This window comes from Hahella sp. NBU794, from assembly GCF_050749805.1.
GTDB lineage: Bacteria > Pseudomonadota > Gammaproteobacteria > Pseudomonadales > Oleiphilaceae > Hahella.
On sequence record NZ_CP192738.1, the window covers coordinates 6,883,523 to 6,899,304 of the forward strand.

At 54.5% G+C, this 15,782-nt stretch carries 13 protein-coding genes; 3 read left to right on the forward strand and 10 right to left on the reverse strand.

All coding sequences use genetic code 11. The features are described from left to right. Positions 1-16 precede the first annotated feature (16 nt). The 4 genes from ACQYWX_RS30355 to ACQYWX_RS30370 form a co-directional block, all read right to left on the reverse strand. A complete protein-coding gene (locus ACQYWX_RS30355; protein WP_216736671.1) occupies positions 17-1,168 on the reverse strand; it encodes an ABC transporter ATP-binding protein in 1,152 nt (383 codons plus the stop codon). Positions 1,169-1,238: 70 nt separating this feature from the next. Further along, positions 1,239-2,123 carry a carbohydrate ABC transporter permease gene (locus tag ACQYWX_RS30360; RefSeq protein ID WP_253938288.1) on the reverse strand — a complete coding sequence of 295 codons (885 nt, stop codon included), beginning with the start codon at positions 2,121-2,123 and terminating at the stop codon, positions 1,239-1,241. Between the two features lie 14 nt (positions 2,124-2,137). Next, positions 2,138-3,067 carry a carbohydrate ABC transporter permease gene (locus ACQYWX_RS30365; protein ID WP_431687406.1) on the reverse strand — a complete coding sequence of 310 codons (930 nt, stop codon included), beginning with the start codon at positions 3,065-3,067 and terminating at the stop codon, positions 2,138-2,140. Between the two features lie 144 nt (positions 3,068-3,211). Beyond that, entirely contained in the window at positions 3,212-4,486 is a 1,275-nt protein-coding gene (locus ACQYWX_RS30370; protein ID WP_216736673.1) for an ABC transporter substrate-binding protein, read from the reverse strand. Between the two features lie 293 nt (positions 4,487-4,779). On the opposite strand from ACQYWX_RS30370, the gene nagB reads away from it, so the two are divergent. The 3 genes from nagB to nagA are packed head-to-tail and all read left to right on the forward strand — an operon-like array spanning position 4,780 to position 7,579. Then, positions 4,780-5,565 carry a glucosamine-6-phosphate deaminase gene (gene nagB, locus ACQYWX_RS30375; RefSeq protein WP_216736674.1) on the forward strand — a complete coding sequence of 262 codons (786 nt, stop codon included), beginning with the start codon at positions 4,780-4,782 and terminating at the stop codon, positions 5,563-5,565. Further along, entirely contained in the window at positions 5,562-6,446 is an 885-nt protein-coding gene (locus ACQYWX_RS30380) for a BadF/BadG/BcrA/BcrD ATPase family protein (protein WP_241566929.1), read from the forward strand. Before nagB ends, ACQYWX_RS30380 begins: the two co-directional genes overlap by 4 nt. Next, the gene (nagA, locus tag ACQYWX_RS30385; RefSeq protein WP_431687407.1) at positions 6,440-7,579 is read left to right on the forward strand and encodes an N-acetylglucosamine-6-phosphate deacetylase; all 1,140 of its coding nucleotides are present in this window, start codon (positions 6,440-6,442) and stop codon (positions 7,577-7,579) included. Before ACQYWX_RS30380 ends, nagA begins: the two co-directional genes overlap by 7 nt. A 61-nt stretch (positions 7,580-7,640) precedes the next feature. Here nagA and ACQYWX_RS30390 read toward each other — a convergent pair whose 3' ends face one another. The 6 genes from ACQYWX_RS30390 to ACQYWX_RS30415 form a co-directional block, all read right to left on the reverse strand. Beyond that, entirely contained in the window at positions 7,641-8,567 is a 927-nt protein-coding gene (locus ACQYWX_RS30390; protein ID WP_431687408.1) for a glutaminase, read from the reverse strand. A 153-nt stretch (positions 8,568-8,720) separates the two neighbouring features. Then, positions 8,721-9,749 carry a hypothetical protein gene (locus ACQYWX_RS30395; RefSeq protein ID WP_279500759.1) on the reverse strand — a complete coding sequence of 343 codons (1,029 nt, stop codon included), beginning with the start codon at positions 9,747-9,749 and terminating at the stop codon, positions 8,721-8,723. A gap of 21 nt (positions 9,750-9,770) precedes the next feature. Continuing rightward, the gene (locus tag ACQYWX_RS30400) at positions 9,771-10,238 is read right to left on the reverse strand and encodes a CesT family type III secretion system chaperone (RefSeq protein ID WP_431687409.1); all 468 of its coding nucleotides are present in this window, start codon (positions 10,236-10,238) and stop codon (positions 9,771-9,773) included. A gap of 316 nt (positions 10,239-10,554) precedes the next feature. Next, complete coding sequence (gene fusA, locus ACQYWX_RS30405) at positions 10,555-12,597, reverse strand: elongation factor G (RefSeq protein WP_431687410.1); 2,043 nt, start codon at positions 12,595-12,597, stop codon at positions 10,555-10,557. A gap of 637 nt (positions 12,598-13,234) precedes the next feature. Further along, complete coding sequence (locus tag ACQYWX_RS30410) at positions 13,235-14,614, reverse strand: nicotinate phosphoribosyltransferase (protein ID WP_431687411.1); 1,380 nt, start codon at positions 14,612-14,614, stop codon at positions 13,235-13,237. Between the two features lie 81 nt (positions 14,615-14,695). Next, the gene (locus ACQYWX_RS30415; protein ID WP_431687412.1) at positions 14,696-15,769 is read right to left on the reverse strand and encodes a bifunctional nicotinamide-nucleotide adenylyltransferase/Nudix hydroxylase; all 1,074 of its coding nucleotides are present in this window, start codon (positions 15,767-15,769) and stop codon (positions 14,696-14,698) included. Positions 15,770-15,782 lie beyond the last annotated feature (13 nt).

The window sequence follows — 15,782 nt, forward strand, 5'->3', positions numbered from 1 at the left end:
AGAAACTTGAATAAAGTCAGGTATTTCCACCGGCTGCCTGCCTAATCATGGCAGCCGCCGGCGCATCGGCTTCCGCTGCCGTTAATCGTTTGAAAGCCAGTCCCTGCGCATTGAATACATGAACATTCTGCGGTTGATAGTCAGCGTATATCTCTTCGCCCACTTTCACTTCCGTTTCGCCGTCTCCACGCACGACAACTTCAGATCCATCCGTCAATGTCATGTATATATAACTGACTTCACCCAAATGCTCGACCAGGTTAATTTTTCCTTTTAACCGGCCTTCGCCGTGAAGGCTTTCCTGCAAATGTTCAGGTCTCACGCCGACCGTCACTTCTTCGCCAACAGCAATGGCGCCGCTTTCCACGCGGGCTTCCACTTCAACGCCGTCAGCCAGTTTCACATAAATGGAGCCCTCTGTTTTTACAGAGACTTTCCCTTTCATGAAGTTCATTTTCGGCGAGCCGATGAAGCCGGCGACAAACTGCGTGCGAGGATGACGATACAGCTCCAGAGGCGAACCGCATTGCTCCACCCTGCCCTTGTTCATCACCACGATCTTATCGCCCAGGGTCATGGCCTCGACCTGATCATGGGTGACGTAGATGATGGTTGCGTCCAGGTCTTTGTGCAGCTTGCCGATCTCCACCCGGGTTTGCACCCGCAAGGCGGCGTCCAGGTTGGACAACGGCTCGTCGAACAGAAACACATTAGGATCGCGCACGATAGCGCGCCCTATCGCCACCCGCTGACGTTGACCGCCAGACAATTCCCGGGGCAAACGCTCCAGCAGATGATCGATCTGCAGAATCTTGGCGGCGTGCTCCACTTTTTCCCGCACGAAGTTCTTGTCCTTGCCGGAGATTTTCAGGCCAAAAGCCATGTTCTTGAACACCGACATGTGCGGGTACAGAGCGTAGGACTGGAACACCATGGCGATGCCGCGCTTGGCGGGCGGCTGATGATTCACCACTTTGTTGTCGATCAGCAGTTCGCCGCCGCTAATGTCCTCTAAACCGGCGATCAGGCGCAGCAATGTGGATTTACCGCATCCGGACGCGCCTACCAACACCACGAACTCGCCGTGCTTGATGTCCAGATCTATGCCGTGCAGGACATTGACCTGGCCGTAACTCTTCTTAATCTGTTTAAGTTGTACGTCAGCCATTACTCACCTCTTGTCCGACATAGCCCCGCCGGTGCGCCGGAACGCAGGCCACGAATATAGATTACGCCGCTCATTTCACCGCTCCCGCCGTCAGGCCGCGAATCAATTGGCGTGAAAAAACGAGATACAGCACCAGCACCGGCGCAATCGCCAGCGTCAGGGAAGACAGTACTGCGTTCCAGTCCGTCACAAACTGACCGATAAACTGCTGCACACCCAATGTAATGGTCTGCGTGCTTTCGCCAGGAGCCAGAATCAGCGGGAACCACAAATCGTTCCAGATAGGAATCATGGTGAACACCGCCACTGTCGCCATCGCCGGACGAATCAAAGGCAGCACGATCTGGAAGAAGATTTTGTACTCGCTGACATTATCGCAGCGGGCCGCCTCTTTCAGTTCTTTCGGAATGGTGCGGATGAATTCCGACAGGATATACACCGCCAGCGGCAGCCCTTGTGCGATGTACACCAAGACAAGGGAGGTGCGGGTGTTCACCAGATCCAGGTCCACCATCAGCTGCAGGATGCTCACCGTGCCCAGACGAATCGGAATCATGATGCCCATGGCGAATAGCGCCGCGATAAACAGCGCGCCGCGAAATCGGTATTCCGTCAACGCCCAGGCCGCCATGGCGCCGAACAGCAACACGAAGAACAGCGACAACACTGTCACGATCAGGCTGTTGAAGAAAAACACATCGAACGAGGAGCGCGCCAGCACTTCCTCAAAACCGACCAGCGTGAAGCTACTCGCGTCCGGCAACCCGAGCGGGTCGTTAAAGATCGCCTTACGGGTTTTGAATGAGTTGATCAGAATCACCAGAATCGGGAACAAAGCGATGACGGTGTAGGTCAGCAACACTGCGTGCACCATCAACTTTTTACCGAGATCCGGCTTTAACGTCAGTTTATTCATACCGCTCCAAGGCATAGTCAGCGTCATCTTGTTTAGCATAGTTCGCCTCCCCGTTACAGTTGGAAGCGCTGGATGCGCCGTTGTACGAAGAACAGGTAAATCGCCACGCCGATAAGGATGATCAGAAACATCAGCGTCGCCACCGCCGCGCCCATGGTGGGGCTACCCTGCTGCAGCTGGAAGCCGAAGAAGGTGCGGTAGAACAAGGTGCCCATGATGTCCGTGGAGAAATTGGGGCCCGCCAGCGCGCCTTTCACTGCGTAGATCAGTTCAAAGGCGTTGAAGTTGGCGACGAAGGTCAGGATCGACACCATGCTGATGGTGGGCAGCAACAAAGGCAGTTTGATATTCCAGAAGATCTGCCAGCTATTGGCGCCATCCACCACGCCGGCGTCATTAAGATCCTCAGGAATATTCAGTAGTGCGGCGTAAATCAGCATCATGGGAATACCGACGAACTGCCACACGGAAATCAACGACAGCGTCACTAACGCCGTGCCTTCTTTCCCAAGCCAGGCGTCGAAATAATCGCCCAGCCCGATGTTGTACATGAAGTCTTCGGAAATCCCCCAAAGCGGGCTCAGCAATAACTGCCACACAAAGCCGACAATCACCACCGACAACATGGTCGGCATGAACAGCAGCGTACGATAGGTTCCACTCAGGCGCAGCCGCGGCGAGCTCAACAGCAGAGCCAGCAACAGACCAATAGGGTTCTGCAGCAGCATGTGGATAATGAAGAACATTAAATTGTTTTTCAGGGCGTTCCAGAAAGGCTCCGACCAGACCTCGCTAAACAGGAGGTTGGCGTAATTCTGCATACCGACAAAAAAGGTGGCGCCGCTTTCGTCTTCACTAAAAAAGCCCAGTCTTAGCGTATCCAGCAACGGGTATACGCTGACAGTCAGATAAATCAGCAGTCCGGGTCCCAGAAAGACCAGGATGTGCCATGGAAAAGGTTTGCGTATATCAGAGTGAGTCATAATAGCTACACCAAGCCGGTGAGAGACGGAAAGCCCGCCCCGGTTTGCCTTTGCACAGGCGATAATGCGTCTGCGGCTGTGTTTATTATGCGCCCGGCGCTCCTTATCACGGAGCGCCGGGGCGGGATCTTCACTAACGGAAGATTACATGTGCGGCTGATACCAGGTTTTCAGGCCTTTTTCGACTTCTTCCGCCGCCGCTTTGGGCGCCATGGAGCCGTTCAGCACTTGCACGGTCACGTTCCAAAGCTGGTTTTCCATATTGGGCGTGCCGCGAGACAGAATCTGGTAAGAGTTGCGAATGGTCTGTTCGCACTGTCCGCGCCAGCTCAGGAATTCGCTCGCCACAGGATCTTTGATGGAAATCTTGTGGTTGCCCAGCGGGAAGAAGCCTGGCAGCTGGTTAGCATAAAGCTCTGCGAACTCCGGACCCGCCATCCAGGATAGGAAAATACGGGCTTCCTTCTTGTTGGCGGATCCTGCGTTCAGACCCATGCCGATATCAGTGTGATCGCTGATGTAGCAGGTTTTCTGGCCATCTGGAGTTGGCGGAGGAAAGGCGCCGAATTCAAAGTCGGCCTGCTCGTTAAAGGTGGTGATATCCCAGGAGCCGGCGGGATAGATAGCGCCGCGTCCCAGGGTGAACAGGTTCTGCGAATCCGCATACTTCTGCGCTTGATAGCCCCGGCCCAGGAACGGTTTCCATTTCGCCAGATGCTCCCAGACTTTCACGTATTCAGGGTCGGTCAGTTTCTCTTTGCCGTCGATCAGGGCCTTGCGTCCTTCTTCCCCTTTCCAGTAGTTGGGACCGACATTCTGGAAGCCCATGGTGGCGGCTTCCCACTGGTCAGCAGTGCCCATTACCAGCGGTGTATAGCGGGATTCATCCTTGATCTTCTCCAGCACCTTGAAGAAATCGGACTCCGTCTTGGGTACGGACAAACCAAGTTCTTTGAAAATTTCCTTATTGTAGATATAACCGTGAATGACCGAGGCCATTGGCAGACAGAATACATCTTTACCGTCGTCAGTGGACCATGCGGTTTTGGCGACTTCAGGGAAGTTATTCATGCCTTCAAGATCGTTCAACTTCTCCAGATTGCCCTTCTGATAAAGAGCCAGGGACACGTCAAACGGACGGCAGGTGATCAGATCGCCAGCCGTGCCCGCCTGAAGCTTAGCCTGTAGAGCCGAGTTGTAATCTGCGGGAGGTGTAGGGGTAAAAGTGACTTTGATATCGGGGTGACTTTTGTTGAAGGCGGGAATGATAACGTCGTTCCAGACTTTGGCGTCGTCGTTGCGCCAGCTTTCGATGACCAGCTTGTCGCCGGCTTCTGCAGTTAATGTCGTCAGGGCGAAGACGCCCAACCCGATCTTCGCCGCATGGCGAAACGCACCCTTTATTGTTAAAAAGCTCATCGCTTGTTTCTCCCATAGAGGTTGTTAGTGATTCAACAGCTCGTACTCAATACCGGAGAATAATTGGTATTTTTATTTGACAATACCAATATAAACCCATTGCAAAGTGGTAATCAAGCCTTCCTAGCGCTGAAATTTAATACCTTTGTCCAAAAATGGCGCCTTTATCTAAATTTGGGGCTGTTATTCGTCCGCATGTGCGCTTATTATATTAATGGTATTAAAAAGGTATTGTCTTCGATCGAACGTCCCGGATGCTTGCTTCAGAGGGCGTTGAATCAGCAGGAGATCTTATGCGCGTCATCATCGCAGATTCCCCGGAAGCAGTGGCCCGGATGGGCGCCGAACAGTGCATTCGTTTATTACAGGACAAACCGGCTGCGGTCTTGGGTCTCGCCACAGGCAGCACGCCCATTGCATTGTATGCACACTTGATTCAGCGGCGCCAGCAGGGAGAGGTGAGCTTCCGTCAGGTACGCACCTTTAATCTGGACGAGTACATTGGTATTGCCCCGCAACATCCGCAAAGCTACCGTAGCTTCATGCAGAAGCAGTTATTCGACCACATTGATATTCTTCCCGAGAACACTCATATCCCTAGCGGCATGGGCGATCCCATGGCGGAGTCCCGCGCCTATGAAGATAAAATCCATAGCGCCGGCGGCATTGATCTGCAGATACTGGGGCTTGGCCGTAATGGTCATATCGGTTTTAATGAGCCCACTTCCAGCCTGAGCTCTCGCACCCGCGCGAAAACCCTGACCCAGGAAACCATTCGCGATAACAGCCGCTTTTTTTCCGCTGACGAAGAGCAGCCGCATCTGGCCATCACCATGGGCATTGGTACGATCCTCGATGCGCGCAAAGTCATGCTGCTGGCGGCAGGCGCCGCCAAAGCGGATGCGGTCAAAGCCATGGTGGAAGGGCCAATCAGCGCCATGCACCCGGCTTCCGCCTTGCAGATGCATCCGTCCGCGCTGGTGATCGTGGACACGGAAGCCGCCTCCAAACTGGAGTTGATCGACTATTATCGTTGGGTGCAGAGCGAAACTTTACGCGTACAGGGGGCCTATTTGTGACGCAGCAACCTATGTATCTCGGCGTCGACGGCGGCGGCACCTCCTGTCGCGCCAGACTCTGCGCCGCCGATGGCCGCCTCCTCGGCGAAGGCTTCGCTGGCGGCGCCAATCCGCGCCTGGGCCTTGACTTCGCCTACGCCAATATTATGCTGGCCACCCGTCAGGCGCTGACGGCGGCGAATCTGGATGACGAGGCGCTGCCTTATATTCACGCGGGCTTTGGTCTGGCGGGGGTCGCGCAGAAGAAAGAACGGGAACTGGTATTGAACCACCCTCACCCGTTCGCGGATCTGGCCCTGCTTACCGACGCTCATACCGCCTGTCTGGGAGCCTTCAACGGCGCCAACGGCGGCATATTAATCATGGGCACCGGCTCCTGCGCCGTAGCCACCATAGATCATGAATTTCATATACTGGGCGGCTGGGGTTTCCCGGTATCGGATTGCGGCAGCGGCGCCTGGCTCGGCCTGAACACGCTGCGTCACTCCCTGCTGGCGTTCGAAAGACTGCAGCCGGCCTCGGCGCTGACCGACGCCGTCATGCAGCGCTTCGACAACAACCAGGAAAACGTCGTGGCCTGGATGGATCAGGCCAAACCCAGAGATTACGCCGCTTTCGTTCCACTGGTGTTCGAGCACGCCCGCCTGGATGACCCCGTCGCTACGCAGTTATTGGCGAAAACCGCCGATGAAGCGGCGTTGATGATTCGCGGCCTGATTAATCTGGGCGCGCCCGCCGTCTGCATCATGGGGGGCCTGAGCGAAGCCATTGTTCCCTGGTTGCCGCGGGATATTACGCCTTACCTGACCTCTCCTTTGGGGGACGCGCTGGACGGCGCCATCTTACTGATCAAACAGAAGTCCGAGATAAGCGAATGCTAACAGCCTTAACTGATGGCCGGATTTTTACCGGCGAGACCCTACTCTCGCAACAAGCGTTAATCATCGAAGGCGGACGCATTCACAGCATCACGCCCGAGCATCAAATTCCCGCAGATGCGGTCCGTCTCTCTCTGAATGGAATGTTGTTGGCCCCAGGATATATCGATGTTCAGGTCAACGGCGGCGGCGGCGCTCTGTTCAACGACAATCCCAGTCCAGCGGTGCTGCGGGAAATGGGCGCCGCCCATCGACGCTACGGCACCACCGCTTTCATGCCGACGCTGATCACCGACACCCGCGACAAAATGGAAGCTGCGGTGCGCGCGGTGGAAGCCGCATTACGCGAAGGCGCGCCGGGGGTGCTCGGCATTCATTTGGAAGGACCTTATCTGAACGTCGCCCGCAAAGGCGTTCATCGGGAATCGGTTATTCGTGAACCAGAAACCGACGCCCTGCAGTTGCTCAGCAGCCTCGGCGACATCGGCGTCACCATCGTCACCCTGGCGCCGGAAAAAGTGCCGGAAGGCTTTGTACGCAAACTGCGGGAGCGCGGCGTTCACGTCTGCCTGGGACATACCGCCGCCAGTTATGAGCAGGTTCATCAGGCACTGGCGGAAGGGGCGACAGGTTTTACTCACCTGTTCAACGCCATGACGCCGCTGCGCAATCGCGACCCTGGCGTCGTCGGCGCCGCGCTGGATGACGCTGACAGCTGGTGTGGCCTGATCGCGGACAATCATCATGTGCATCCGGCCACCATGCGTATCGCCCTGCGCGCCAAGGCCCAGGGAAAAATCATGCTGGTCACCGACGCCATGCATTCTGTCGGCATGCCGGGTGAAGAGTTCGAGTTGCTGGGCGAGAAACTGGTGCGCTGTAACGGTCGACTGGCGACGGAACAAGGCGTGCTGGCGGGATCAGACCTGGATATGGCCACCGCCGTGCGTAATACCATCAGCGCCATTGGCCTCGACGTAGAGGAAGCGCTGCGTATGGCGTCGCTGTATCCCGCGCAATTCCTGGGTATTGATAACGAGTACGGCCGTATTGCGCCGGGATATCGCGCTGATTTGGTATTGTTGAATGACCAATTAGAGGTCGAGGGAACCTGGATAGGCGGGGTGAAAGACTAAATACCTGGAGCGCCCCGCTGACGCCCCTTACCACCCATGTAGACTCTCAGGATGAGTGACGTCAGAAGATAGAACTGCTGGTGTAATGAGTGAGTAACTCCAGCGCCTTCTGGCCCAGCACCGAGTTGCCGTAGTTATCAAGTTCCGGCGACCACACCGCAACGGAGAAATAGCCGGGCAACACCGCCACAATGCCTCCTCCCACGCCGCTCTTGGCAGGCAACCCCACCTGATACGCAAAATTACCGGCGGCGTCGTACAGCCCGCAAGTCAGCATCAAGGCATTGACCCGTTTGTCCATGCGTTCGCCATGAAACTGGGTACGGAAACTGGATTTACCTTTATTGGCCAGACTCTCAGTGGCGCGCGCCAGATCCAGACAGCTCATCGTCATCGAACACTGCTTGTAATAACTGTCGAGCACCACATCCACTTCACCTTCCAAATTACCCAGCGCCTTGAGTAAGTTAGCGATGGCGGCGTTGCGATATCCCGTACGCGCTTCAGCAACATAAACTTCCGGGTCGTACCGGTTGAATACATTACCGGACAGCGACGCCATGAACTGCTCCAGACGTTTCACCGGCGACGCACTGTGATTAACGATGGTGTCGGCCACCACAATGGCGCCGGCGTTGATAAAAGGATTACGCGGAATGCCGTTTTCATTCTCCAACTGCAACAATGAGTTGAAGCGCATACCGGAAGGTTCGCGTCCCACCCGCTTCCATAAGTCGTCGCCCACGATGTCCAAGGCCAGCATAAGGGCGAACAGTTTGGAGATACTCTGAATGGAAAAAGGCGTCGAGGCTTGGCCCACCGTAAATTCATCACCATCGACAAAGCGAATCGCCATGCCGAACTGGCGCGGATTCACCCTCGACAGCGGAGGAATGTAATCCGCCGTCTTACCTACGCCATACAAAGGCGTCACCTCAGAATAAATACGCTCAAGCAATGCAGGGAGTTCGGACTTCTGTAACTTCATGGACTCAGCAATGTCAGGTTAATGTGCCGGGCCGAAAAATATAGGCGCCGCATCCAGCCCAGACAATGCGCGGATGTACGCAGTGCCGGGCGCTTAACTTATGCTAGGTCCCAGGTTGAGTCATTGCCAGTCCCTGGCGGCAAATCCTATCAGTTAAACTTTTTGGTCTTGCTGATCCGTCTGTACTGCAACGTCTGCTGTCGACGGCTTGGGCGGCTCCGCAAAGTGAAGTCTGGCGCCATGCAAGGTCTTCTCTTTGCCCGTTGAGCCGTATTTAGAGTCAGACAATATTTCCGTCTGATTGCCTGAATAAGAAGAAAGCCTGGATGTTTCCGCTAAGTAGCTTTCTTTGATGTCGCCTATCGCCCCCAGCCAGCCATATGAGGTATCGGAACCGGCGCGCTGCGTCGCCACTGCGTCCTGGTTATAAAATATATCTGACTCGATTTTGACGCCCTTTGTCTCCAAGTGAGCTTTCAGAGAGACAGTGAACGCTTCCAGGCGCCCTTTACAACCATCACAGGGCCCCTCGTTGCCATGAAACTCCAAGCGAACAACATCTCCCTTTTGTAAATTGCCGCTGCCAATAATCTTGCTCTTCACCAAGTCTTGCATCTGCGACAACATCAACGCCTCAGCGTCCTGTTTGGAGACATTAGCTTCAAATGACGGAGTGTTGCGGGAATTATTCCCTTTATGAATATCTCCTCGTCCCGTTCCCCAGGCATCCTCTTTAGTGAGCGCCGTATTATCCTTAACCTGATCTTTGGTGTAAGTCTTGGCCGGACTATCCGACGAACCGCCAGCATCCCACATTTTAGTTTTGGTCTGCCCCCGTTCAGAAATCTTCTCCATGACTTGCGTATGGGCAACCGACTTCTGCAGTTCCGCGCCATTTCTAATGACGCTGACTCTGCCTTGCGACGTTATTCCCACGCCCTGGGAATGAGATTTTTCCAAATGACTCAGTTCCATAGAGTCTGAACGGCGCAGAGTGGGTAAAAGGTTATTCAGCGCGGTTTGACTCATTGAGCCTGCATTATCCGGAGCCGTGTTGGCGCTGGGTGGCGAGGCGCTCAAACCGGCATAAGGGTGTGAGGCCTTAGTAGTCGCATGCGTTACTACTTCCGGGGTCGCCCCGGTTTGGGTCTGAACAGATTGCGTTGAATGACTGACTTGCATAGCTTTATGCCTCCAGAACGCTTAAAAACGTTGGTAAAACATGGGTGGCTTATGCTCTGGCGCAGCCGTTTCCGCAAAAAAGTTATCCTGCAGTTCCTTATAGCTGTGGGTGGCGTAGGTAATGAAATTATTCAGGATATTGCCGAACAGATCCTTGTCTAGAAATGCGACGGGAAAACTGTACTGCAGATATATCCGGTCCTCCCGGGTATCCAGACTAAATACGGCGCCGAGATTGTTATGAAAGTAGAAGTTCCCTTCCAGCAGATGCTGCTGCAATTCCCGACGCTGATCATTCAGTTTCGGCATGAACTGCATTGGACTGGCGATAAACACCAGAGCGCCGTGCTCAGGCGCTTCAATCAGAAATTTGACGCCTTCAGGGTTTTCAAAAGCGCATATTCCGTTTTCATTCAGTTTCAGAAACGACAGATTCAACTGGCTGGCGAGATCTGACAGTAACGCGTTGACGGTTTCCCGGGTAGACATAGTAGTGATCCTGCAGGTTGAATGAATATGAAGATCAAGAAATACGGGCGACAGTCTTAGCGGCTGTCATGGCGACTTTCTTGTTTTCTTCTCCCACGGTAGGTCCATCTACGACGCACATGATTGGAAGCACATGCGGACTAATAACCAGTAAGAAACATCTTGCAGGGCAAAGTTGCGCGCTTGAAAACGCGATGGAAAGCTGACAGGCAGCTTGAATCGATATCTCAATTTATCGATTGAAAAATGAAAGGAGTCCGGAATGTCTCCGGGCTCCTTTTGAATGTGGAACACAGTTCGCACTGGGTGATTAAGATCAATCGGCGTTAAGTACCGAGTCGGCGACTCCCTGTGGCGTTTCCGCGTAGTGCGAGAACGTCATGGAGAAGCTGGCTCGTCCTGCCGTCATAGTGCGCAGGTCGCCGATATAGCCGAACATTTCCGCCAGCGGCGCTTCCGCGTTGATGACGCAGGCGTCGCCTCGGTCCGCTTGGTCGAGGATCGAACCACGACGTCGCATGAGGTCGCCAATACAGTCGCCGACGTGGTCGCGAGGCGTCACAATCTCAACCGCCATCACGGGCTCCAACAGTCTGGGCGCCGCCTGCGCCATGGCTTCCTTGAAGGCTTCCCGTCCGGCAACGCTGAACGCCAGCTGCGACGAATCCTGCGCGTGGTAGGAGCCGTCCAGCAACACCGCCTTGAAGCCGCCACTGGGATAACCGCCCAGTATGCCAGAGCGTGCAGCCTGTCTGACGCCGTCTTCCACTGCGGGAACATATTCCCGCGGGATGGCCGCGCCGACGATTTGGCTTTCAAACTCGATGCCGTCACCGGCGATGGGTTCAAAGCGCATGCGCACTTCCGCGAACTGACCGGGTCCGCCTTTTTGCTTCTTGTAGACATAGTCCACAGCAGCCAGTTGCGTGATCGTCTCCCGATACGCCACTTGCGGACGCCCAACAGTCACAGCGATGTCAAAGTCCGTGTGTAGCCGATCCACCACAATTTCCAGATGCAGCTCGCCCATGCCCGACACCAGCGTTTCTCCTGCTGCGCCCGTGCTGAGGCGCAAACTGGGATCTTCGCCGACAATCGCACGCAATGCTTCACCCAGACGATCCTGATCCTGTCTGGATTTAGGCTCGATCACGATCACGATATCCATAACCGGTTCCGGCGCATTGATGCGCTCCAGCACCAAAGGCGCTTCCGGGGCGCACAATGTATCACCGGTCTGCGTGTGCTTCATGCCAACCAGCGCTACGATGTCGCCAGCGCCGATACGGTCTCGCGTCACTTTACGGTCCGCGTGCATTTCGCATATACGGCCAATGCGTTCATATTGACCGACATTGGCGTTCAACACCCGCGAGCCTGCTGCAAGCGAACCCCGATAAACCCGTGCATACGTCAAAGCGCCGTGTTTATCGTTCACCACTTTAAAGGCCAATGCAGCAAATGCGCCTTCGATGTCCGCTTCCACAACCTGAGCGCCATCGACAGTTTCCACGCCTTTCACATCCTGCGGCGAAGGCAGGTAATCAACCACCGCGTCCAGCACCATCTGCACGCCTTTGTTCTTGAATGCAGACGCGCACAACACAGAAACGAATGCGCCACTGACAACGCCCTGACGAATCAGTCGTCGCAGATCATCAGTCTGCAAGGCGTCCCCGTTGAACCAGCCTTCCAGGAGTTCATCATCCAGCTCAACCAGGGTTTCTTCCAGTTGCGCCCGATATTGCGCAGCCTGTTCCTGATACTCAGGCGTAATGTCTTCGGACGAATATTTCCAGCCGTCATCCGTGTTCCAGCGATGCAGGGTCATGGTCGTCAAATCGATCAAACCGACATAGATTTCATCGACGAAGACCGGCAAGTGAATTACCAACGGCCTGGCGCCAAGCCGGTCGCGAATCATGTTCACCACGCGTAAATAATCAGCGCCGATGCGGTCCATTTTATTGACCAGACATATGCGCGGCACGCCGTACTGATCCGCCAATCGCCAGTTGGTTTCCGATTGCGGCTCAACGCCGGATACGGAGTCGAAAACCACGACTGCGCCGTCCAACACGCGCAACGAGCGATTCACTTCGATGTTGAAATCGATGTGACCAGGCGTATCAATAATATTGATGCGATGATCCCGCCAGCCCACTGTAACCGCCGCGCTGGCGATAGTGATGCCTCGTTGGCGTTCCTGAACCATATGATCGGTGACGGTTCCGCCATGATGCACTTCGCCCATACTGTGCAGAGCGCCAGTGAAGTGCAGCAACCTTTCGGTCAGGGTGGTTTTGCCTGCGTCAACGTGAGCGATGATGCCGATATTTCTTAACTTTTGAAGTTTCATAACAAACCTCTAAAAACCTGAAGTCTTTCTTCCGGACAGGTTTTTCTGAATACGCCCGGAAGGTTTTACTCCCAGGGCGCAAGAGGCGTCATGGGAGCGTTAAGTTGTTTCCCGGTCTTTTGGCGTTCCGCGCTTACCCAAAACAAAAACAGGACGAACAAGCGTGGAAAAAGTGAAAGCTCCAAGGGATAGGCGCGAGAACTCCGGCCCTTGGGCTGGGACTATTGCTGCGATGTACTTGTCGTAAGTTCTCATAACGAAACCATTGCTTGGCGATGTTGAATAAGCGTCCGAAATTTTTCGGAACCGAAAACGAAAAAACCCCGGGAGGCGAAGGCCTACCGGGGGTTTTTCACACTGCAACCGGAGGCCTATACGCCTCCGCCAGCTATAGCGAAGGCTATGACTTCAATACCAAAATGCACGCGCTGTCGCGAACGATGGTGATCGCTCCGACACGGCCGCTGATGCTGGTAGTGGTGAATGTCATAACCTTGCTCTTCAGATAAATTCGTTTAGTGGGCGCGGATACTAACAAGCCTTTGTTTAGTATTCAATCCGCTTTTATCGAGAAAATGACAACGTCCAGAAACGCAAAAAGCGGAGCCAGAAAACCGACTCCGCTGTAGCGATGGGCTTATTGCGCTGCGTTGGCCCTGACTTCGTCGAAGGTCCATTCTTTCATCAAATCGCCATTACGGAAGACTGTGACCAGTTGATCTTCCCGATTGCCCAGATCCTGCCGGCGCACTGTCTGAAAGCCGCCATCCAGGCCTTTAACCAGCGCCAGAAGTCCTTTCTTAGAACGCTTGCCCTGATCGGTGATAGGATCTTTGTAAACATCTCTCCAGATGCCTTTCACGCATATTGCAGACGCTTTCATCGCGAATTTCAACGTATCCCGGTTCACCTTCTGAAGCAGCTCTCCACCCATGCCGAAAGCAATATTTTCAGCGCTTTGCTTGCGCGCTTTCATCGCCGCCAGAATGGCTTCGATCGTGTGCAAAGAGATGCCGTCGCCTTGAATCACCCGGATGCACGCAGGCAATACCCGGTATCCTTTGCTGTTGACGGTGAAGCCGAATTTCCGCATCAGTCGTTCGATGGTTTCGGTCACAATCGCTACAGGATCGCCACTGTCAGGACGCACTACCAAGGTGCCGCCACTGCGCTCAATCTTGGTTTTCAACGCTTCGCCCCAGAGGTTGTCGATAGCGTTCCACAAGTCATAAGAGTCGCTGACCACCGCCACCAGTTTGCCAGGCTCGGCGAACTGTTCCAGCATGTTGGCGTAGGCGTCCACTTCCGCTTCTTTGCCCCAGCTGGTAATGGTGCTGTGCTCCGCCGCTGGGATTGAAAAGCCCGCCATATCAGCGCCGTAGTAGCGTCTCGCCGCCATGATGCCGCTAACAGTGTCAGTGCCCATGAAGTTCACCAAGTGAGCGGCCCCGCCAATCGCTGCGGTTTCTTCAGAACTCGCGCCGCGAGCGCCGAAGTCGTGCAGTTTAAATGGCAATCCTTCGATAGTGTCCGCCGTTTCTTCCAGGTAACGCTTGATGATGTTGCGGCAGCTCCAGGATACGGTGGCGACCGTAGTCGGATACCAGACCGCTCTCAACAAAGCCGTTTCCACATAGCTGGTCAACCAGGCGCAGTTGCGGTCAGTGTTGATCACCTGCACCATCACGTTTTTCACATCCATGACAGTCCCTTCCGGCGCGGCCTGGATTTCTATCGGCAGATAACCCTCGTGCTTGTCCAAAATATAGCGCCAGCCTTCTTCATTGAAGGGAACGCCGTGGGCTTGATACACCAGCTTGGCTTCTTCGATATCGTCCGCGGTAATCGGCTTGGTCAGGTACTCTTTGATGAACATCTGCAAGCCGAAGAACACTGCTTTTTCAAACGCGCCGCCGCGTGATTCGATGTAGCTGGAAACCTGCGTGGCGCCAGCTGGGTACTGCAGGTAGTGAGAGGTTTTATAAGAATCTACGTTTAAGATAATGCTGTTTTTCATGACGGAAATCCTCCGGTCAATGTTTGGGTAAAGGGTGTTGCGGTCTATCCGCGTCCCTCGTTTGTCTTAATAATTTTCCGGTTATATACCGGTCATTTCCTGAATGATGAAGTAGTGATCTTCATATAATTTGCCTGGGTCCAGTTCCGCCAGCGGCACCCACATGGCCTGTCTGGCGTCATCGCCGCCTTTCACTTTCGGCAGCTCGCTGCTTGGCTCCAGCTCAATATGAAATGCATGAGTGATAGTGCGTCCTCTGGCTGAACGATGAGGATCATCGAACACTTGCTGCGCTTTGATTGAGCCCCTCAACACCGGCGCCGGCACTTTCAGTCGGGTTTCTTCCCGCAACTCTCTCAGGCATGCATCCAGTAATTTTTCATTCTGATCTACGAAGCCTCCCGGCAACGCTAACAACCCTTTACCGGGACGCGCTTTGCGCTCCACCAGCAGCACATGTCCGCTTTGTACGATAACCGCATCGACCGTTACGAAAGTAGGCGCATAGGGCGCGGCGCTCCAGGCGCGTTTGTACTTGGCGATGAAATCATGTTCGTATTTGATTTCCTCATAGTCTTCGCTGAGACAGAATTTCGCCAGTTTCTCCCGCACCGCTGTCGGCAACACCTGCGCGGCTTCGTCGCTATCCAGATAATTCAAGCCACCGCGACGATCCGTCTGGTTAACGCCGAAAATCGCTTCTCTCACCGGCGTGGCGCTAATGCCATCCACGTTTTCTACTTCAACATTCCCCCATTGAGGGAACAACTTCAGGTAGAAAGAGCTGTGGTCCTTGCTGTGGCCAATCAAACCCACCTTGGCGGATTTGTGCGGCATGCCGTGATGAGCGGTGACCAGTCCCTGAACCGTGGACTGTACGTTTCTGACCCAGATCTCATCGTTGTAGACAATGTCCATCAGCGGCGCGATATGTACGCGTTGGCTATTTTCTTTGCTGAGGGCGCTGCGCACCATGTCTTCGCGTTCGCTGACGCTCCAGGGGTTGCGTGTGGAGCGGGGCTGATGCGCCGATCCGCATAAGACGATCATTTGACGCGCTTTACGCAGTCCCTGTTCAATCACCGCAAGGTGGCCGCGATGAAAGGGTTGGAAACGTCCGATAAATACTAAAAAGTCGTATTCGAAATTTTGCATATCAGCAATCTCC